The sequence below is a fragment of the Muricauda sp. MAR_2010_75 genome, assembly GCF_000745185.1.
Lineage (GTDB): Bacteria > Bacteroidota > Bacteroidia > Flavobacteriales > Flavobacteriaceae > Flagellimonas.
Genome location: NZ_JQNJ01000001.1, coordinates 2,998,137 through 3,018,988 on the forward strand (window position 1 = coordinate 2,998,137; position 20,852 = coordinate 3,018,988).

Annotated in this window: 15 protein-coding genes; 12 read left to right on the forward strand and 3 right to left on the reverse strand. The window is 41.0% G+C overall.

The window, feature by feature from the left end:
- Window positions 1-9: 9 nt before the first annotated feature.
- Window positions 10-720, reverse strand: coding sequence for a response regulator transcription factor (locus FG28_RS13595; protein WP_036383644.1), 711 nt, complete (start codon window positions 718-720; stop codon window positions 10-12).
- 175 nt (window positions 721-895) lie between these two features.
- On the reverse strand, window positions 896-1,963 hold the full coding sequence (locus tag FG28_RS13600; RefSeq protein WP_036383646.1) for a LytTR family DNA-binding domain-containing protein: 1,068 nt from the start codon (window positions 1,961-1,963) through the stop codon (window positions 896-898).
- A gap of 209 nt (window positions 1,964-2,172) precedes the next feature.
- Here FG28_RS13600 and FG28_RS13605 point away from each other — a divergent pair, with 209 nt between their 5' ends.
- The 8 genes from FG28_RS13605 (at window position 2,173) to FG28_RS13640 (ending at window position 7,723) form a co-directional block, all read left to right on the forward strand.
- On the forward strand, window positions 2,173-2,535 hold the full coding sequence (locus FG28_RS13605; RefSeq protein WP_036383648.1) for a hypothetical protein: 363 nt from the start codon (window positions 2,173-2,175) through the stop codon (window positions 2,533-2,535).
- Window positions 2,536-2,545: 10 nt separating this feature from the next.
- Window positions 2,546-3,121, forward strand: coding sequence for a YceI family protein (locus FG28_RS13610; protein WP_036386602.1), 576 nt, complete (start codon window positions 2,546-2,548; stop codon window positions 3,119-3,121).
- Complete coding sequence (locus FG28_RS13615; RefSeq protein WP_036383650.1) at window positions 3,111-3,497, forward strand: hypothetical protein; 387 nt, start codon at window positions 3,111-3,113, stop codon at window positions 3,495-3,497. The genes FG28_RS13610 and FG28_RS13615 overlap by 11 nt, the downstream gene beginning before the upstream one ends.
- 28 nt (window positions 3,498-3,525) lie before the next feature.
- Entirely contained in the window at window positions 3,526-4,374 is an 849-nt protein-coding gene (locus FG28_RS13620; RefSeq protein WP_036383652.1) for a DUF5777 family beta-barrel protein, read from the forward strand.
- Between the two features lie 124 nt (window positions 4,375-4,498).
- A complete protein-coding gene (locus FG28_RS20825) occupies window positions 4,499-5,737 on the forward strand; it encodes a hypothetical protein (RefSeq protein ID WP_197062601.1) in 1,239 nt (412 codons plus the stop codon).
- A 58-nt stretch (window positions 5,738-5,795) separates the two neighbouring features.
- A complete protein-coding gene (locus tag FG28_RS13630; protein ID WP_036383654.1) occupies window positions 5,796-6,278 on the forward strand; it encodes a hypothetical protein in 483 nt (160 codons plus the stop codon).
- Window positions 6,279-6,300: 22 nt separating this feature from the next.
- Window positions 6,301-6,816 carry a YceI family protein gene (locus tag FG28_RS13635; RefSeq protein ID WP_231562628.1) on the forward strand — a complete coding sequence of 172 codons (516 nt, stop codon included), beginning with the start codon at window positions 6,301-6,303 and terminating at the stop codon, window positions 6,814-6,816.
- A complete protein-coding gene (locus FG28_RS13640; protein ID WP_036383658.1) occupies window positions 6,806-7,723 on the forward strand; it encodes a DUF5777 family beta-barrel protein in 918 nt (305 codons plus the stop codon). Before FG28_RS13635 ends, FG28_RS13640 begins: the two co-directional genes overlap by 11 nt.
- Before the next feature lie 121 nt (window positions 7,724-7,844).
- Here the strand turns inward: FG28_RS13640 and FG28_RS13645 are convergent, their stop codons facing one another.
- Entirely contained in the window at window positions 7,845-11,798 is a 3,954-nt protein-coding gene (locus FG28_RS13645; protein WP_231562629.1) for a two-component regulator propeller domain-containing protein, read from the reverse strand.
- A 271-nt stretch (window positions 11,799-12,069) separates the two neighbouring features.
- On the opposite strand from FG28_RS13645, the gene FG28_RS13650 reads away from it, so the two are divergent.
- The 4 genes from FG28_RS13650 (at window position 12,070) to FG28_RS13665 (ending at window position 20,841) form a co-directional block, all read left to right on the forward strand.
- Window positions 12,070-13,878: a glycoside hydrolase family 2 protein gene (locus FG28_RS13650; RefSeq protein WP_036386607.1), complete on the forward strand. Its 1,809-nt coding sequence runs from the start codon at window positions 12,070-12,072 to the stop codon at window positions 13,876-13,878.
- Window positions 13,879-13,906: 28 nt separating this feature from the next.
- Window positions 13,907-14,908: a glycoside hydrolase family 43 protein gene (locus FG28_RS13655; protein WP_036386609.1), complete on the forward strand. Its 1,002-nt coding sequence runs from the start codon at window positions 13,907-13,909 to the stop codon at window positions 14,906-14,908.
- A gap of 99 nt (window positions 14,909-15,007) precedes the next feature.
- Complete coding sequence (locus FG28_RS13660) at window positions 15,008-17,182, forward strand: beta-L-arabinofuranosidase domain-containing protein (RefSeq protein ID WP_036386611.1); 2,175 nt, start codon at window positions 15,008-15,010, stop codon at window positions 17,180-17,182.
- A gap of 656 nt (window positions 17,183-17,838) precedes the next feature.
- Window positions 17,839-20,841 carry a TonB-dependent receptor gene (locus FG28_RS13665; RefSeq protein WP_051947322.1) on the forward strand — a complete coding sequence of 1,001 codons (3,003 nt, stop codon included), beginning with the start codon at window positions 17,839-17,841 and terminating at the stop codon, window positions 20,839-20,841.
- Window positions 20,842-20,852 lie beyond the last annotated feature (11 nt).

The window sequence follows — 20,852 nt, forward strand, 5'->3', positions numbered from 1 at the left end:
TTGTAGCAATTAGGCTTTAACAAGCTCTTCATTAAACTTATAGCCAACACCCCATGTGGTTAAAATATACCTGGGCTTGCCCATATCGGGTTCTATCTTGGATCTAAGCCTATTGATGTGTGAATTCACTGTGTGCTCATAGCCACGAAAATCATACCCCCATATCATGTTCAATAATTTAGAACGGTCGTAACTTTTGCCGGGGTTGGATGACAGTAGTACCAGCAATTCAAATTCCTTGGGGGAAAGTTCCACTTTTTCACCCTTTAAAAGCACCTTTCGCATTTCAATATCAATGAGCAGGGTCTCAAACTGTAGTATTTTATTGTTATGCAAGGTCTGTTCAAGGTTATCCAATTTCTGGCGTCTAAAAATGGCCTTGACCCTGGCAATGAATTCCCGAACACTAAAGGGTTTGGTAAGGTAATCATCTGCTCCAACCTCAAGGCCCAGGACCTTGTCTATTTCTTCAGATCTTGAAGTAAGCATCATAACGGGGGTAGTGATGTTGTTTGCCCTTAATTTTTGACATATTTCAATGCCATCCATTTCTGGGAGCATAACATCCAAGATGATGAGGTCGGGATTTTTTTTCAATGCTCTGCTGAGACCTGCAATTCCATTGGTCTCGTTTATAACATCGCACCCTAAGTCCTTTAGATGTATTTGTAGTAAACGAACAATTTCAAGATCATCCTCAACTATAAGTACATTTTTCATGGCTTAACCTACTTTTTAATGGTGGAATGGATGTTTTAAACATCGTAAAAAATCATTGCTTACCATTAAACAGTCATGCTTTGGCTTAAAACTTTACAAGATTCCCAAAATTTAACATCCCTAAAAACTTCAGAGAAAGTGGCCTTTTATTAAGGATGATTCTAGCTAATAGTAACTAGGAGTTAAGCCAACTCTTAAATTCGGCGGCTTTGTTTTTGCTGATCAAAATATCAACATTGGTTTCTGGGTTGACCAATATCTTAAGTTGGCTATTGCCATACTTTACAATCTTATCGATGCTGGAAATGGCGATGATAAATTGCCGATTTGCCCTAAAAAATATGGTTTCATCCAGATGGGAAATCAACTCATCCAAACTGGAATTGGTAGTCGATTTTTTTCCGTCAATACCAACTACATACGTTATGGAATTCTCGGTATAGATATGGGCAATTTCTTCTATGGGAACGGAGAGAAGCTCATTTTTCAGTTGAGTTAGAATTCTTTTTTTGGTGGCGTTGGAATTCGGATTTCCTGTGACCTTTTGCTGGTAATCACCAACAGCCCTGTTCAGTTTTGAAAGGTTCAATACTTCATCTTCCAATTGCTGTTTTTGCAGTTCCAGGCGTTTTTCATAAATACCCCCAATATAGCGTGTGGTCATCACAAAAGTTGGGATGATCACCAGTCCGATAATGAAAAAAATTGTATAAAAGCGGTACTTGAGCCGCTCTATTTTGGCATTGAGTTTTTTAAGATTGATGTGGGATACAACGATCCAATCGGAATTTTCAATAGGAAACATAAAAATTACCTCTGAATCATCTTCCGACCTATCCGCTTCCTTATAGATTTTATAGAATTCATCCGCGGTCAAATTATCGGCCACAGAAGAGACAAATGACTCCTCCGAACGGGCACTTTGTCCCACATTTTGTATTTCAGGATGGCTAACAATTCTGCCAGACCAATCAATAACACTTAAAAACACGTTATTCTGATGGGTATCCTGCAAGGCATCCTGAACCTGTTCCACAACAGTATCCTTCGGCGTGCCGTTCAACAATTCATTGCCCACCAATGTGGCAAAAGTTTTGGTTTCCTTCCGGCCAGACTCCAGCTGTGAATCAATCAGCTCATACGTGGTGTCTTCCAAAAAGTAGGACGTGGCCACCATAATTACGACTAGGTAAATAACGGCCACAGACAAAAATGTGAGCAAGTATAGCCTGTCTTTCCTCATTGTGCTTTAGCAATTTCTGTACAAGATAGCAATTAGTTCTTATGGGGATGTTGTTCAAAGATGCATAACACGCAGCATCATGTTTCAGAGAGAATTTTCAAGAATCTTTAATCCCGATTTTTCCTTTTCACCCCTCATAATTCCGCTTCACCAAAGTTTAATTGCAGGCCTTCCTTTCAATTGATTGTTTTGGAATATAAAAATCAGTCATGAAACATTTAGTTCCAGCTCTAGTTTTTGCCCTTTTGTTTTGGGGTTGTTCCAATGACAGTGAGAGCGATTTGATGGATCCTCCAAATAATGAAAATGAATTGGTCACCTACAACGACAACATCAAGTCCATTATAAGTAATAACTGCCTCAGTTGTCATTCCAACCCCCCGGTAAATGGAGCTCCCTTCCCATTGACCACCTACAACGAAGTAAAAACTAGGGCAGAAAGCGGTTTGTTGCTCACAGCAATCAGCAGGCAGACCAGCGAGGCACGGGCGATGCCTCCTTCAGGTCGGTTGCCCCAAGCCACTATTGATTTGGTGGAGCAATGGATAACCGATGGTCTTTTGGAAGATTAAAAACAAACGTATGGGAAGTATTTGGATAAAAATAAGGGTGCTAGGACTTTTGATTGGAATATTGAATCTCGGGATTTCCTATGGTCAGGAACGGTACGTGGATCGTAAGGGCATAGTGGTTTTTGAAGCTTCCGAAAAACTGTTTGAACCCGTCAAGGCAAAGAACGAATCCGTTTCGGTTTTGTTTGATGCCTCCAACAACAAGATAGCTGCATTGGCCCTTATAAGGGGCTTCCAGTTTAAGAATCCCCTGATGCAGGAGCACTTTAACGAGAACTATATGGAATCAGACCAATACCCCAAGGCCCTTTTCAAGGGAGAAATTATGGGCTTTAATATTGACAAAGCCAATAGCACCACCCAGGAGTATGTGATTAAGGGGACGCTGGAAATTCGGGGGATTGCAAAGACAATTGAACCCACCGTACAAATTCAAAAGATTGATAATGTCATGGCCATTGGGGGAAGTTTCACCGTCGTTCCAGGGGATTTCAATATTGAGATTCCAAAAATAGTTGAGAACAAAATAGCCAAAACAGTAATGGTGAAACTTGATTTTAAACTAACCGGCGATCATGAGGAATAAAAGAACAATACTGATGGCGATAGGTTTGGTACTGGGCATTGTAATAGTTGTTGTTTACAAAACGCTGTTCCCCGAGCCAAGAAACATTGCAACCCAAAGGGTTGACTTTACGCTATCGGCCAAAGCCTTGGTAAATGAAATGTCCAGTGAAGAAAACGCTAAAAAATATGGGGATAAGGTGGTCCAAACCTTTGGAAGAATAATAGCCATCGATGGGAGTACCATTACGTTGGGGGATGGTGTGGTGGTAAACCTTATGGATTCAAACCCTGAACTTGAAAAAGGGGACAGTATTACCGTAAAGGGACGATGCATTGGTTATGATGACCTACTGGGCGAAGTAAAGTTGGACCAAGCGACAATAATTCAAGAATAGATAACCAAAAAAACCAGAACCTTTGAACATGAAAAAAATAATTTTCGCATTGCTTCTAGCACCTTTGTGGGTTGCAGCACAAGATGATCTATTGGATGAAATAGATACACTTTCTGTCCAGGATGATTATGAGATTGCTGCCTTTAAGGGGTTAAAGATTGTCAACTTTGAAACCACTAAAATGGTGCCCAAAAGAAGGTTGTATTTTGTGGTGTCACATAGATTTGGAAGCATTAAACCGGGAATTGAAGAATTTTTTGGGCTGGATCAGGCCGTAACCCGATTGAATTTCATTTATGGTATTACAGATGGCATCAACTTGGGTATATCCCGAAGTTCCTTTGAAAAAACCTATGAGAGTTCCTTAAAGCTCAGATTGGTACGGCAAAGCCAAAATGGGTCACCTTTCAGCATTGTTTCGTTCAACACCATTCTATTGAATGGCGCTTTGGAGAAGGAAAATCTACCGGGACTTACATTTGAACATAGGTTGTCCTATGCAATGCAAATTCTCATTTCACGAAAAATGACCCCAAAGTTATCCCTCGAAGCCATTCCCACTTTTTTTCATGACAATCTGGTGTCTTTGGACGAGCAGGATAATTCGCAATACGCCATTGGATTGGGAGGAAGGTATAAAATTTCAAACAGGGTTTCCTTGAACGCGGATTACGGGGTTCACTTGAACAGGGCTTCCAATTCGCCGTTCAAAAACCCATTATCTGTTGGGGTGGATATTGAAACAGGGGGGCACGTTTTCCAATTGCACTTTACCAATGCCCAACCCATGAACATCAATACATTTTTAAACCAAGCAACAGGGGACTGGGGCAAGGCCGATATTTATTTTGGGTTTAATCTCCTTCGGATTTTTTAAACCCGTCAAATTTCAAGCTCCAAAATTCCTTTTTATAAGCCATAATTCGCCTTCACCAAGGTTTTTTGTGACAGGATTGTAATTAATACTTCATTTGAATAAAACACAACTAAAAAAAACGAAAATGAAAAATCAAATCACTTTTTTTCTGGTAATGTTATTTGTTTTGGGATGCTCTTCCAGTTCTGATAATGAAGGGATGAACGATGATGGTCCCGTTGGTGGAGATCCAACAGATGATTATTCCCCACCAGATGATGATATGCCACCAATGGATGACCCCGATAGTGTGAGGTTGGTCAGCAATGGAACATTTGGAAGCATTTTGACAGATACTGATGGAAGAACCTTGTATTTTTTCTCCTTAGACAGTAAGGGTGAATCCAATTGTATTGATGGTTGTTTGAGTGTTTGGCCCGTATTCCACGCTTCGGATTTAACCTTGGATGAAGGTTTGGACAGCAGTGACTTTGGTACAATTACAAGAACTGATGGTGCCATGCAAACCACCTACAAAGGGTGGCCTTTATACTACTATGCCGATGATAGTGTGGAAGGTGATGTGAACGGTGATGGTTTCAACGATGTATGGTACGTTGCCAAACCTGATTATTCGGTGATGAAGGTAAGGGCCCAATTGGTTGGTAGGGATTCTGGCGGAGTCGAAACCAATTTAACCAGCAATTATGAACCGGGGGATGAGCAGACCTTTTATATGACCGATGCGTATGGCAACACCCTGTATCTTTTTTCCAACGATGAAAATGGAGTAAACAACTTTACTGCCGATGATTTTTCCAACAATGGGGTATGGCCCATTTTTGAGGAAACTTTAATGGAGGTGCCCAGTACATTCTCATCCGGGGATTTTGGTTCAATAGATGTATTTGGAAGACAACAATTAACCTATAAAGGATGGCCATTGTATTACTTTGGCCAAGATGAAGAACGCGGAGACAATTACGGGGTAGGTTTCCCTTCTGCAGGAATATGGCCCATTGCTAATTCTGATACTGAAACCGCACCAGAACCGCCGTCAACTACAATTTCTTATGATGTAGCCAATCAGGAAGCATCCGCTTATGTCTTGGATGGTGATGGTCTCAGCGGTGCCGTGAATCCAGATTTAACTTTACAAAGAGGCAACACCTATGAATTCAATGTGAGTGCACCCGGTCATCCCTTTTGGATAAAAACGGTTCAAAGCATTGGTACAGGAGATACCTATAATGATGGAGTGACAAATAATGGTACAGCATCGGGTACGGTGACCTTTGCGGTTCCCAATGATGCTCCAGATACCTTATTTTATGTTTGCGAGTTCCATATTCCCATGACAGGAACCCTCAACATAGTAGATTGAAAAAGGGAATTTTTATTAAAGAAACCAAGATCCAGACCGGGTCTTGGTTTTTTAATTAATGTCTAGCCTTATCTTTATCATTGGTGTAGAACTTTCCAAAATGTCCATAAAAGTAAAATCCATGGTTTTTTCAACCCTTCTTGCGGCGGTGTTGTTATTTGGGCTATGGAAACTATTGGATACCAAAAAGACAGATATACGTAAGGCCACTCCTGAAGTGGAGATTTCGGCACAAAATCTATTGTCTGTTTTAAATGACGGAAACCTAGCATGGAAAGACAGCTTAAATACCGAACGAATTATTGAGGTGACAGGTCATGTTAAAGAAACCAATTTCATTAACGGACGAATAACCGTATTGTTAAAAGGAAGCAATGACAGTCCTCCTTATATTATATGCGATATGGTGTCACATCAAAGAAAGGTGGTATCTCAGCTTAAACCCAACGATTCTGTCAAAATAAAGGGTATTTTCAAGGGGTATCTCAAAGACGCCGTATTTTTGGATTGTGTTGTCACCTTCAGTCAAGCAAATGATTAAGTATATATTACTTTGTTTTAACATGTTCTGGGTAAGCCAGCAATTGGTGGCGCAAAAGGTAATTGCCCGCCAGGGACATGTGGCCTTTTTCTCGTATACTTCAGTGGAAAACATAAAAGCCGAAAATAACCAGGCATTGTGTATCGTTGATCTTGAGAGCGGTAAGATTGCGGTAAGCATGCTGATGAACGCTTTTATTTTTGAAAAAGCATTGATGCGGGAACATTTCAACGAAAGTTACGTGGAATCTGACATTTACCCCAAAGCCACTTTTGAAGGAGAAATGCTTGATTTTGATCCTGATTCGGGTAATGATCAGACTAAAATTGTAAAGGGAAACTTTTCCATGCATGGGGTGACAAAGGAACTGGAAATCAAAACCAGGATAGAGCAAGTGGATAAGAATTATGTGCTATCAGGTACTTTTGAAGCTGTGGTACAGGATTACGAGATAAAAATACCGCCTCTTTTGGCCGGGAATATAGCAAAAACAGTATCTGTTGATTTTAGATTTGAATGTTTGCCCTATGAAGATTAAGAGGATTTTGTTTTTATTCATTTTGGTACTTGTAGCCAATGACCTCATGGCCCAAAAAGGCCTATTGGAGATATTGGATGAGGAACAGCAGGACCTTCCGCAATATACCTTGGCAACCTTTAAGGCCACAAGGATCTCCTATGGGCATTCCATTGAAACGCGAAAAAAGGGAATTTTGGAGGTTTCAGTGGCCAACCGGTTTTGGAATACCCCGAGCCTATATTCCCAAAGTTTTGGGGCGGATAAAATGAATGCACGCATTGCATTGGAATATGGTATTTCCGATAGATTTTCTATCGGTTTTGGAGGAAGTACATGGGACGGACTCTTTGACGGATATCTAAAATACAGACTTGTTAGGCAACGGAATGATACAGAAGGCTCCCCGTTCAGTATCACGCTTTTTCAGAATGCCAGTTATTATAGTGAAGGCATAACGGCACCAAATATGGAAGATAGTTTTTCCGGCAGATTGTCTTTTACCTCACAAGCACTTGTTGCAAGAAAGTTTACCCCAGATTTTTCATTTCAAATAGCCCCCACATTTGTACACAAAGGGATGCGATATTCTGAAGAAGACCCAATGAATCATTTTGCAATCGGTTTTGGAGGAAGGTATAAATTGGGAGGGCATCTTTCTTTGGTTTCGGAATACTATACAGTGTTTAATCCAAAAAAATCCTATGATACTTACGGCCCTTTCAGTATAGGGCTAAATTGGGAGCTTGGGGATGTAATGCTCCAATTTATGCTTACAAATGCCTCACATATTGTTGAAGATGCCTTTATCACAGGAACAAATTATAATTTCAACTTTAAGAACCCTAACCTTAATTTTGGGTTCAATGCGACATACGTTATCCATTTTAACCGAAAGTTAAAAGGCTTGAAGCAAGTAAATAAGTAAGGATGTAAATGGGATTTCAGTCATCGTTGCTTTAAAAGCACAATAATTTTAGGCTGGCTTATAATTCTTATAAAACATTCCCATATTCTGCCACCTCCACTTTAGACTGAATACATTTAACTCAGGGCTTTCCTTGCATGTATTCGGTAGGGGTCATTTCAAATTGCTTCTGAAAATTCCGTCCAAAACTGGTAGCCGAATTGTATCCTACGATTTCAGCTACTTCAAAAATGCGATACTTCCCTGTTTTTAACAGTTCGGCAGACCTCTTTAGCCGGGTAATATTGATCAGCTCATTGGGACTTAGGTTGGATATGTCCTTGATTTTGCGATATAAGGTTGATCGACTCATGTTCATGATCTCTGCCAAAACTTCAACGTTAAGTTCATGGTCTGCCATATTCTCGTATATGACCTCATCCAACTTCTTGATGAAATTTTCATCGGTTTTTGTATTGGCTATACTTCTGATATGTGCCAGGGGTGAACTTGTATAATGCTCCAAAATATGTTTGCGGTTTTCCAACAGATTGGCAATGTGCACCTTTAGATGCCGCATGGAGAAAGGCTTTTCCATATAGGCATCGGCGCCAGATTCAAGCCCCTCCATCTTTGCGGCCATCGCACTTTTTGATGTGAGTAAGATTACGGGAATATGGCTTGTTTCCAGATTCGTCTTTAAGTTCTTGCAAAGCGTAAAACCGTCCATGCCGGGCATCATTACATCGCTGATGATAAGATGAATGTTTTCCACTTCCAAGATTTGAAGGGCAATGGCACCATTTGAAGCTTTGAATACGGTATATTCCTCTTTCAGTTCCTTGGCTATGAAATCCAGTAATTCTTCACTGTCTTCCACCAGTAAAATACTTGTTTTCCCAAACACTTTCAGACTTTCTTCCGGTTCCTCATTTTGAAACCTTTGGTCAATTCTTTTGGGCCAAAGCACAAATTCCTTTTCTTGACGGATAGGCAATACCAACACAAAGCAGTTTTCAGTTCCATTACTGGTATCCAGCGTTAAGCTTCCTTGGTGCATTTCTGTAAGTGATCTGGCCAATGCAAGCCCAATTCCAGTTCCTGACTGATTCTCGACTCCGGATACCCTGTAGAAAGGTTCAAAAATAGTTTCTTTTAAATGCGTGGGAATCAAATTTCCATCATTGGCAATGGTCAATACCAACCCCTCTGTACTTGTTTTTAGGTGTACTGTGACATTTTCGTCAGCATATTTAATGGCATTTCCAAATAGGTTGCTCAGTATTTTCCGAAGGGCCTCAGCATCCACATAGGCATAGATGTCATGGTCGCTTGTGTTCAATTTAAAATCGATTTCCCGCTCTTCAATGGCTTCACTAAAGCGTTCCAAAGTCTTTTTTACCAACTCTGTAATATTGGTCTCCACAAACGTAAGGTTTACCCGTTCGGTTTCGGTTTTTCTAAAATCCAACAACTGGTTCACGAGGTCCAACAAGCGGTTGGTGTTCTTTTCAATGATGTTCAGATTTTCGGATACGCCCGGCAATTCCTTCACTTTGTTGAGCACTTTTTCCAACGGACTTTTTATTAATGTCAGCGGGGTACGTATTTCGTGTGAAATATTGGTGAAGAACTCAATTTTGGCCTCGTACAGTTCTTTTTCCTTTTTATAGTTTAATTGACGGATTCGCTGGATATTTTTAATTTTATTCCGTTGGTGATATAGTCTAAACCCTAGTATGGCCAAGGTTGCAATCAAAAAAGTATATAGGGCGTAGGCCAAGTTGCTTTTCCAGAATATGGGAAAAACTTTTACTTGCAAAGCCTTGGATTCTTTACTCCAAGTACCATCATAGTTCATGGATTTAACCTTGAACACATAATTTCCTGCTGGAATTTCGGTAAAAGACACATTATGGCTCTTTTTAAGGCTAATCCAATCGTCGTTCAAACCATCCATCCGATACCAGTACTCCGTGGTCTCTGGAGCAGCATAGCCCAAGGCTGCAAAACCAATACTAAAGGATGCCTGATTGGGCTTTAAATTAATTTTATCGGCCCAAATCAATGATTCTTGCAAAGGAGAATCCTCATCGGATACATTGACTTCCGTATTATTTATTTGCAAGCTCGTTAGATAAATTGGAGACTGTTCGGAATTCTCTTTAAAACTTGAAGGATTGAAGCTTACCAAGCCCGCAACACTTCCAAAGTAAAGCGTTCCATTATCATCTTTATAGGCGGAATTGTAGTTGAACTGATCGCTCAGCAAACCATTGGCCTTTGAATAAATTCGTTTTTCCTCGGTTTCTGGGTTGAATTCAACCAAACCTTTAGAGGTACTGATCCATAACCATTCCCCAACCTCAATTATGGAGTAGAACACATTACTGGGAAAACCATCACCAACCGTATAGGTTTTAAAATCATTTGTTTCTTCTCGATACAGGTTAAGTCCATATTCTGTGGTAATCCAAATACGGTTGCTGCTATCTTGAAATATTCCATTGACATTGTTCCCGCTAATACTGTTCCGATCATTTATGTCGTGTCTATAAATCCGTTTCTTTTTGGTTTTGGGGTTAAAAGTAAACAGACCGTCCCAATAGGTACCCGCCCAAAGTACCCCATCATCATCTCTTAGTACGGCAGTAAAATGTGTGTCTTCGGAAAAGGCATCAATGGTGGAGAACATGTCGGTTTCGTAGTCGTAGGTTTGAATCCCGGAATCTGTTACCACAAACAGGTTCCCAAAATCGTCCTCATACAAGCTGAAAATGAAATCACTGGAAAGTCCATGGCCATCACCCTTTCCGTAATGCTTTACTACCTTTCCGGTGGTAATGTCCATGATGTCGAGCCCATGCTGGAAAGTACCCACCCATAAACGGTTTTCATTGGGAAAAAGAGCATGGATGTTATAATAGGAAAGTGTTTGGTCCGATTCTGATGGGGCATAATTTGTAAAAAGCCCTGTTCTTGGGTCATATTTATTGAGCCCGGCATCTTCGGTTCCAATCCAAAGATTCCCAAAGCGGTCTTTGATGATTTCCCGAACCGCATTTCCGCTGATAGAGTTTTCTCCGGGTATCGGGAAAAACTTATTGAACTGCGTGTATTGTTTGGGATAATAATTGATCCCGCCAAAATAGCTGCCTATCCATACACCATCTTCATTGTCAACGGTAACACAGTAAAGAGCGTTATCAGAAAGGGCGTAAGGATCGTTGATGCTTTTTTTTAGGTTGATGAATGTCCCATTTTCTATATTGTAGATAAAAAGCCCTGATTCCGTTGCCACCCAAAGCTCATCCTCTTTTTTTACAGAGATGCCCCTTACATACAACTGATCTTCATCATCATACAAAAGCTTGGTCACGTTTTGGTTTGAAGTGTCAAAAGAAAGTAAGCCGTGACTTTGGGTCCCCACTAATAAAGTAGAGCTATCAAGTGCTTCTATTTTACTTATCCGTAATGATGGGGCATTTGATTCATTTAGGGTAATATTGAAATTTTTGAAACTCTTTGAATCGCTATCATACCAATGTAGGGAATTATCATGGGCAGCCCAGATATTTCCATCAGCACCTCTGGTGATATCCTCTACATGGAAATGCTTTTCGGCATCATAACGGGTGGATTTCTGGGTCTCTACTTCATACTTGACCAAAGATTGCCCGGATACAAACCAAAGATTCCCCTGATCGTCATGGTCTATATCAAGAATGGGAAGACCCATTGAGGCATCAATGGCCTCAAAGCTTTCATAACGCTCATCGTAACTGAACAGTCCACTATCTGTGCCTACCCATAATTTGCCCTTGTATTCATGTAGGCATTCAATAAAATTACTGCCCAAACTTTTTGGATTGTTGGCATCATATTGAAAAACCTTGAAAGAATATCCATCGAAACGGTTAAGACCATCCTTGGTCCCAAACCATAAAAAGCCACGCTCATCTTGTAAAGAGCTGAGAACGGTATTGTGGGAAAGACCATCCTCTGCTTTGTAATTCTTGAAATAAAATTCTTGTCCGGTTACCCAATAAAATGAGCAAAGGAACATCCAAAAACCAAACCAAATACCCTTCATCATAGACCTCATTGCTGTTTTACAATATTATGGATTTAGAGAACAACAAAGCGTGTCATTTTGCTTCAAATTGTTGCATAATTCCAATCAAGATTCAGGAAAATGCACTTTTTGAACGGATTGTGATATATTTTGAAACAAATTATCGCGCCCATCACCACAGAAATATGGTACTTGGAATGCTTTATGGATTCCGTTGAGTTTTATAATCAATTCAATGGAGCAACGACACTATTTCCAACACAAAGTAAAAATGACCCTAATAGCATTAAACATGAGAAACACAATTACGATACTCTTTACTGTTTTGTTGAGTTTTCAGCTCTCGGCACAATGGAAACCTGCGGGTAACAAAATCAAAACAGAATGGGCAGAAAAAATCAACCCTAACAATGTATTGTCAGAATACCCTCGCCCGATTATGGAGCGGGCCGATTGGAAAAATCTGAATGGGCTTTGGGATTATGCCATTCAGCCTAAAGGAGCATCTCAACCAACCCGATATGATGGAAAGATTTTAGTGCCTTTTGCAGTGGAGAGCAGCCTATCTGGGGTCATGAAGGAAGTAGGGGCATCCAAGGAGGTATGGTACAGCACCTCTTTCACTGTACCCGAAGGGTGGAACGGTAAAAACGTTCTACTGCATTTTGGTGCAGTGGATTGGAGAACTGATATATGGCTTAATGACGTAAAAATTGGTTCCCACGAAGGAGGATACACACCTTTCTCCCTTGACATTACCCCGTTTTTGGGCAACAATGAACAAAATTTAGTGGTCAAAGTTTGGGATCCCACCAACGATGGTCCACAACCCAGGGGCAAACAGGTGAAGGAACCCGAAGGCATTTGGTATACCCCAGTTACAGGCATTTGGCAAACCGTATGGTTGGAACCAGTGGCCCAAAAAAGTATTGACGGTATTAAAAGTGTACCTGATATAGATAATGGTACGGTAAAAATAGAGACAGATATTGTTGGTGGTACTTATGGTGATATCATTGAAGTGAGCGTTTTAGATGGTGATAATGGCATAGCTACTGCAAAATCTTCTGTGGGGGAATCCTTGATGCTCAATGTGCCAAATGCTAAACTTTGGTCCCCAGAATCTCCCTTTTTATATGATTTCACCGCAAAACTGATCAGTAATGGAAAGGTGGTGGATGAGGTGAGAAGTTATTTCGGGATGCGGAAGATTTCCATGCAGAAAGACCAGTATGGCGTTGTCCGAATGCAACTCAACAATAAAGATTACTTTCAGTTTGGTCCGTTGGACCAAGGTTGGTGGCCCGATGGGCTTTATACCGCTCCAACCGATGAAGCCCTGAAATATGATATCGTAAAGACAAAGGAATTAGGATTCAACATGATCCGAAAGCATGTGAAGGTGGAACCTGCACGCTGGTACACCCACTGTGATCGTTTGGGAATATTGGTATGGCAAGACATGCCGAATGGTGATAAAAGCCCAAGATGGCAGAACCGAAACTATTTTGATGGTACGGAGCTTAAAAGAAGCAGCCAATCGGAAGCGATTTACAGAAAAGAATGGAAGGATATCATGGATTACCTGTATTCCAACCCCAGCATTGTCGTATGGGTTCCTTTCAATGAAGCTTGGGGTCAGTTTAAAACAGAAGAAATCACCGAGTGGACAAAGGCTCATGATCCAAGTCGACTTGTAAATTCCGCCAGTGGAGGGAACTTCTATCGTACTGGTGATATTGTGGACCTCCATCACTATCCCGGACCAAAAATGTATCTTTATGATGCTGAACGAACCAATGTCTTGGGAGAATATGGCGGAATCGGGCTTCCTTTGGAAGGACATCTTTGGAAACCTGATAATAACTGGGGCTATATAAAGTTTAAAAACTCCAAGGAGACCACCAATGAATATATCAAATATGCAAAGGAATTGAAAAACATGGTAATAAGAGGTTTCTCAGCGGCCGTTTATACCCAAACCACAGACGTAGAGGGAGAGGTCAACGGGTTCATGACATATGATCGTAAGGTAGATAAGATGGATTTTTCAGCAGTAAAGAAAATCAATCTGGAAATAATCAATGCCATTCATGAATAAAGAAGTTAGAGAATGCATAATTGGAATAATGCTGTTGACAACAACGGTGATTGGTGCACAATCATCAAATTCGCAAGGGAAAGAAAACCATAACCCTTTGTTCGATGGTTGGTACGCAGATCCTGAAGGTGTGGTTTTTGGAGATACCTACTGGGTTTTTCCAACGTTTTCCGATGATTTTGAAAAACAGCTCCATTTCGATGCTTTCTCTTCCAAAGACTTGGTGAACTGGGAAAAGCATGAACGTATTTTGGATACGACCCAAATTAAGTGGCTGAGGCAAGCCTTGTGGGCTCCTTCCATTATTGAAAAAAACGATGAATACTATCTTTTTTTTGGTGCCAATGACATTCAGCGACCAGGTAGGGATTCCTATGACCCCGATAATGATATCAACCATTATGGTGGCATAGGGGTCGCTGTGGCTCAAAGTCCTGCAGGACCCTATAAAGACTATTTGGGTAAGCCATTGATATCCGATTTTTATAATGACGCCCAACCCATAGATCAATTTGTTTTTAAAGACACCGATGGTACGTACTATTTTTTCTATGGTGGATGGAGCCATTGTAATCTAGGAAAACTGAACGATGATTTTACTGGATTCACTCCTTGGGAAGATGGAACCCTCTTTAAAGAAGTCACACCTGAAAGCTATGTAGAGGGACCATTTATGTTTCTGAGAAACGGGATATACTATTTTATGTGGTCCGAGGGCAGTTGGGGGGACGGGAGTTATAAAGTTGCCTACTCCATGTCCGACAAGGCTACCGGGCCCTACAAACGCATAGGAACAGTCTTGGAGACCCAAGAAGGTGATATTGCCACAGGGGCCGGACATCATTCGGTCATTAAAAAGCCAGGTCTTGATGAATACATCATGGTTTATCATAGAAGGCCCATTCCCAATAAGGACCGTGATCATCGTGTGGTTTGTATGGATAAAATGGAGTTCAATGCCGACGGAACCATAAAACCGGTCAAAATTACACATGAAGGGGTAAAGGAGCATTCCATAAAAACGCGTTGAAAGGCCTTTCTTGAGCATTCATTTTACAATACCTCAAGATGCTGGGTTGGCCATCCCAAATTGTTTATCTTTTACAATATGAAAATACGACAGGAAATTATGACAGCAATTCTGAAAAAGAAACTGAAGTGGTCTGTGGCATTTTTGCTATTTATATGTATTTCCTGCCAGAATAGCCTACAGGATACGCCAACTGTAGAAGTCAAAATTGTTCAAGTTCCCGATTCAACAGCAACCAACACCCTTTATCCAGGCAATCGTACACCTTTGGTACCGAGTCGTTTGATCAAACTGCCCTTGGGAGCCATTAAGCCCCACAATTGGCTAGAAGAATGTCTAAGACGTCAGGCTGATGGCCTAATGGGTCATTTAGGTGAAATTAGTGCCTGGCTGCAAAAAGATGATAATGCTTGGCTTTCCAAGGACGGACATGGATCATGGGGATGGGAAGAAGTTCCCTATTGGTTAAAGGGGTATTTGAACACTGCCTATATTCTTGAAGATGAAGAAATGATCAAGGAAAGCCAGATTTGGGTTGAGGCGGTCATTGCAGGTCAGCGTCCCGATGGAAATTTTGGGCCCATTATGGTTTCTGAAAAGGATGGCACACAGGATTTTTGGAGCAATATGATCATGCTCTATTGCCTGCAATCCTACTATGAATATACCCAAGATAAAAGGGTAATCGACTTGATGACCAAATATTTCAGATACCAATTAAACCTTCCTGACAAAGAATTGCTTTCCAAGACCCAATATTGGCAGCGTATTCGCGGAGGGGATAATCTGCACAGCGTTATTTGGTTGTATAACAGAACGGGGGATGAATGGCTTTTAGAGCTTGCAGAGAAAATCCACAGAAATACCGCACCTTGGTCAAAAAGGGATAATACTTTGGAGGAAATTGGGAATTGGAAAGAAGTCCGTGAAGGGATGGAATGGCCAGATTGGTATGGCAAACTGGTTGATTGGCACAATGTCAACATTGCTCAAGCCTTTAGGGAACCTGCCCAGTATTATTTGGTCAGCAAGAACACGAAAGATTTGCAGGCTACGTATGAGAATTTTGGGATAGCTAGGAAATATTTTGGTCAAGTACCCGGGGGCATGTTCGGGGCCGATGAGAATGCAAGGCCAGGTTATGATGATCCAAGACAAGGCATTGAGACCTGTGGCATGGTAGAGCAGATGAATTCAGATGAACACTTACTTCGGATAACGGGCGATATTTTTTGGGCGGACCATGCCGAGGAGGTTGCCTTTAATTTGCTTCCGGCAGCTTTAATGCCCGATTTTAAAAGTCTGCGGTACATCACAAGTCCCAATATGGTATTGAACGACGACAAGAACCACCGACCAGGTATACAAAATGATGGACCCTTTTTAATGATGAATCCGTTTAGTTCGCGTTGTTGCCAACATAACCATGGTCAGGGTTGGCCCTATTTAACGGAAAACCTTTGGATGGCAACCCCCGATAATGGTCTCGCTGCCGTCATCTATGCCTCGAACACGGTAACTGCAAAAGTAGGTAAGGGAGAAGAAGTCAGTATCACAATGCAATCCAATTATCCGTTTGAGGAGGACCTCACTTTTATCATCGACTCTAAAAATGAAACCTCATTTCCGTTATATTTTCGCATACCCGCTTGGTGTAAGTCTCCAAGCATAGCACTGAATAATACAATTATGGATGTACAGGCAGAACAGGGTAAATACATCCGTTTAGATAGAAATTGGAAGAAAGGAGATACTTTGGTGCTTTCACTTCCGAAGGAATTGAAACTCCGTACTTGGGAAAATAATCACAACAGTGTAAGTGTAGATTATGGCCCTTTGACGTTCTCTTTGAAGATAGGCGAGGAATATGTAAAGGGTGAAAGTGATAAGACAGCGGTTTGGGACTCAAAATGGCAAAAAGATGCCGATGTTGGTAAATGGCCTTCCTTTTCAATTTATCCGACCACAGCCTGGAACTATGGATTGGTTTTGGATGACCAGAATCCTGAAGCTTCTTTTTCCATGACAAAAAGACAATGGCCAAAAGACAATTTTCCCTTCACTCCCGAGACCACTCCATTTGTACTGAAGGCTAAGGGCAAGGTAATCCCAAATTGGACCATAGACGAGTACGGTTTGGCGAGTGAATTACAGGATAGTCCTGTAAAATCTGATGAAGCTGTTGAACAAATTGAATTGATTCCCATGGGTGCGGCCAGATTACGCATAAGTGCGTTCCCTGTTATTGGCGAGAATGGCACGGAATGGGATTAACCTATTGATTTACATTTTTTTGCCTATGGTTAGGCTAAAACTTGGTGTAAAGAAATACCAAAGATAGAGCACTCACTCCAACAAGGTAATCTTTTGGGTAAATTCATCCAATCCACTCCCAGCCTGACCTATAAAACCTGTCCCCTTTGCTAAACAGTAGGCCAGACTTTCCTTTTAATTATTTTCGATGCATACCATGTGACACTATCTGAAAAAGAGGTGAGACTCCGTAGTAAAATAGGGCTAGAAATACAGAAATCGTGTAAAAAACCAGTCAAACCAACTTTTCTCCAGTCGGTCCATTCTTGTGTACTATACACACACCCAAGGTTTAAAAAATAGATGCTTTGTTGGTTGTAAAATGCTAAAAAACAAAGAGTTAAATTATAATTTATGTTGCTTTTTTTGTTTTGGTCAGGCACAACAATTTGTCTCAACATGCAATAATTTATTTCAAAAAGGCCAAATCCTTAACGGTTTCTTAAAGTATGAACGATTTGTATGATAGATTGGAACAGATCCATAGGTGTTATCAATATGTAAATTATTTGATTTGTTTATTCAAATTATATCAATTAACAGTATGTGTGATTGATAAATTGACAACGAACCAATGCTTTTTTGGAATACCAACTTTAAATTAAAATTAAGGACAAATGAAAAAACAGCTAACTAGACTAACTAAAATGGCGTTACTGCCAATCCTTTTGTTGTGCGCACACAGCTATGTTCATGCACAAGAACAACTGACGGTTACGGGCAGCGTTACGGATACCCAGGGTGCTCCATTACCTGGGGCCAGTATTGTTATCCAAGGTACCCAGCAAGGGACTACTTCGGATTTTGATGGAAACTTTCAACTAGATGGCGTGCCAGCGGATGGGCAGCTCACGGTGAGTTATATTGGCTTTGTACAATTGCTTGTAGATGTTAATAATAGAAGGTCGATTGACATTGTGCTTTCAGAAGACAATAACCTTTTGGATGAGGTAGTGGTAATTGGCTACCAAAGTGTTAAACGAAGTGAAATTGTGGGATCTGTATCTGTTGTGGATACGGACGAAATGTTGAAAGCTCCCGCTGGTAATGTCGGTCAGATGTTGCAGGGTAGGGCAGCTGGGGTAACCGTTACCTCAACTGGTGCGCCCGGTACCTCTTCTTCCGTAAAAATCAGGGGATTGAATTCATTTTCGGGTCAAGATTCTCCGCTTTATGTAGTGGATGGTATGTTGATTTCTGCCCTAGGGTCTGACTTCAACCCAAACGATATTGAGTCGATACAAGTGCTTAAGGATGCTGCGGCAACAGCGTTGTATGGATCAAGGGGAATGAACGGGGTCATTGTTGTAACAACCAAAAAAGGAAGACCGGGTCCATTAAAAGTGGATTATGATTTTTATTATGGCTTCCAGACCATAAACAAAAGATTAAAGTTGACCAATGCCGAGCAGTTCAGGGAAATTAACAATCTTGCCTATACCAATAATGGCGATGCGCCCCTAAATCTTAGGGAAGGAGTGGATACCGATTGGCAAGAAGAATTGTTCAAGACCGGAACTATTTCTGAGCATAATCTAAACCTTTCAGGGGGTTCCGAAAATTCAAACTATTTTATTTCATTGAACTACTTCGATCAAGAAGGTGCTATCATCGGCCCTGAGTTTGAGCGTTATCAGATTAGGGTCAATACCCAAACCAAGAAGGGGAAATTCACCTTTGGTGAAAATATTGCCATGAGCCGAAGCACTCAAACCAGGGTAAACGGCAACCCGTTTATTGATGTGGTCTGGATGTTACCCACGATACCAGTGTACGACCCCAATAATGAAAGTGGCTATGGCTATGGGGACGATAACAATTCAACTTTCGCGACCAATCCAATCGGATTACAAGAACATTACAGCAATACTGCGGTTACCAGTAAAGTACTTGGTAGCGCATTTGCTGAATTTGAGATTTTCCCATTTTTAAAGTATAAACTGAATCTTGGTCTGGATTATGCACAAATCAGAGAAAAATACTATCAAAGAGCTGGGGCGTTGAGACAGAATACTCCCGGAGCAGCCTTTTTGGATGATCGCCACACAGAGTTTTTCAATATTCTAGCGGAAAACACCTTGAATTTCAACAAGACATTTGGAAAACATAGCATTTCTGCATTGGTGGGTTACACTACCCAAAAAGACAATTTTACCTATAATTTTGCCCATACCGAAGGGTTGAGTGGAGAGTTCTGGGTACAGGATAATGGTACTACCAGCCCACGTACTGAAGGTAGGGAGGAAGTTGCCGGACTACGGTCTTTTCTTGGTAGTTTCAACTACTCTTTTGATGATAAATACACCCTATTGTTCAATTTTAGACGAGATGGTTCTTCTAAGTTTGGTAAAAACAACCAGTATGCCAATTTCCCTTCAGTATCCGCTTCTTGGAGAATTAGTGAAGAAGGATTTATGGAAAACAACGGTGTATTCAGTAACCTAAAACTTCGAGGAAGTTGGGGTATTGTAGGTAATCAGGCCATCAACAATTACGCGACCCAAAGCGTACTTCGATACAACCAAAACTATGTACTCAACAACCAAGTGGTTCCTGGTGCCACCAACCTTCAGTTGGTAAATCCAAATCTAAGGTGGGAAAGCAAAACCACCACCAATATTGGTGTGGATATGGGCTTTTTTCAAAATAGATTGAGCCTTACTGCGGATTATTATATAGCTGATGTTGAAGATCTACTATTGGCTGTGCCAATACCTTTGTCTTCCGGTAACACAGGTGGCGACCCATTGGCCAACGTAGGTCAGGTACAGAACAGGGGCTTGGAGCTTAGTCTAGGTTACCAGAATGTCATCAATGATTTTAGTTTTGGGATTTTGGCCAATGGTACTTTCTTGAAGAACGAGGTAAAGGCTTTGGTTGAAGAAGCTGGGAACTTGCCCATTTTTGGACAAGGACAGATTTTGCGTACTGCAGTTGGTGAACCAGTGGCATCTTTCTACGTGTTGGAAACTGCAGGTATATTTCAAAACCAAGCTGAGATTGATGCATGGGGTGTACAGCCCGGTGCTCGCCCTGGTGATGTAAAGTATGTGGATAATGATGGCAACGGAGTCATCAATTTTGATGACCGAACCGTGGTTGGAAAGGCCCTACCGGATTTTGAATACGGCTTAAACTTGAATTTTGGTTATAAAGGGTTTGATATGACGGCGTTTTTCGCTGGAGTTACTGGAAACAGCATCTTTAATGAGCAAAAATGGTGGTCTCAGCGCTATGATGACAACGCCAACTATTTGGTCGGAGATGTCTTCTGGACGGGTGAGGGCACTTCAAATCTTATTCCTAGACCACAACACTTGGATTCTTCACTTAACCCTACCCAGAATTCTGACCGTTATGTGGAGAAGGGGGATTACTTTAGGTTAAAGAACCTACAAATAGGATACTCCTTTCCAGAAGCAGTCATCAGCAAACTCAGCTTAAATAAGCTTAGATTGTATATGACAGGACAAAACCTTTTCACCATTACCGATTATTCCGGTTATGACCCAGAAGTAGTTGGAGCCAATGGAAACGGTGATTTCTTGAACAGAGGATTTGACAACGGGAATTTCCCTTCATTGAGAACAGGAATATTGGGGATTCAAATAGGATTTTAATCAACTAAAAA

Excerpts from the sequence above, each read along its gene's own strand:
- FG28_RS20825 (WP_197062601.1), top strand. The coding sequence starts at position 4,499 with ATGAAAAATCAAATCACTTTTTTTCTGGTAATGTTATTTGTTTTGGGA.
- FG28_RS13605 (WP_036383648.1), top strand. The coding sequence starts at position 2,173 with ATGAAACATTTAGTTCCAGCTCTAGTTTTTGCCCTTTTGTTTTGGGGT.
- FG28_RS13645 (WP_231562629.1), bottom strand. The coding sequence starts at position 11,798 with ATGATGAAGGGTATTTGGTTTGGTTTTTGGATGTTCCTTTGCTCATTT.
- FG28_RS13620 (WP_036383652.1), top strand. The coding sequence starts at position 3,526 with ATGAAAAAAATAATTTTCGCATTGCTTCTAGCACCTTTGTGGGTTGCA.
- FG28_RS13595 (WP_036383644.1), bottom strand. The coding sequence starts at position 720 with ATGAAAAATGTACTTATAGTTGAGGATGATCTTGAAATTGTTCGTTTA.
- FG28_RS13600 (WP_036383646.1), bottom strand. The coding sequence starts at position 1,963 with ATGAGGAAAGACAGGCTATACTTGCTCACATTTTTGTCTGTGGCCGTT.
- FG28_RS13665 (WP_051947322.1), top strand. The coding sequence starts at position 17,839 with ATGAAAAAACAGCTAACTAGACTAACTAAAATGGCGTTACTGCCAATC.
- FG28_RS13630 (WP_036383654.1), top strand. The coding sequence starts at position 5,796 with ATGTCTAGCCTTATCTTTATCATTGGTGTAGAACTTTCCAAAATGTCC.
- FG28_RS13655 (WP_036386609.1), top strand. The coding sequence starts at position 13,907 with ATGCTGTTGACAACAACGGTGATTGGTGCACAATCATCAAATTCGCAA.
- FG28_RS13660 (WP_036386611.1), top strand. The coding sequence starts at position 15,008 with ATGACAGCAATTCTGAAAAAGAAACTGAAGTGGTCTGTGGCATTTTTG.
- FG28_RS13635 (WP_231562628.1), top strand. The coding sequence starts at position 6,301 with ATGTTCTGGGTAAGCCAGCAATTGGTGGCGCAAAAGGTAATTGCCCGC.
- FG28_RS13650 (WP_036386607.1), top strand. The coding sequence starts at position 12,070 with ATGAGAAACACAATTACGATACTCTTTACTGTTTTGTTGAGTTTTCAG.
- FG28_RS13640 (WP_036383658.1), top strand. The coding sequence starts at position 6,806 with ATGAAGATTAAGAGGATTTTGTTTTTATTCATTTTGGTACTTGTAGCC.
- FG28_RS13615 (WP_036383650.1), top strand. The coding sequence starts at position 3,111 with ATGAGGAATAAAAGAACAATACTGATGGCGATAGGTTTGGTACTGGGC.
- FG28_RS13610 (WP_036386602.1), top strand. The coding sequence starts at position 2,546 with ATGGGAAGTATTTGGATAAAAATAAGGGTGCTAGGACTTTTGATTGGA.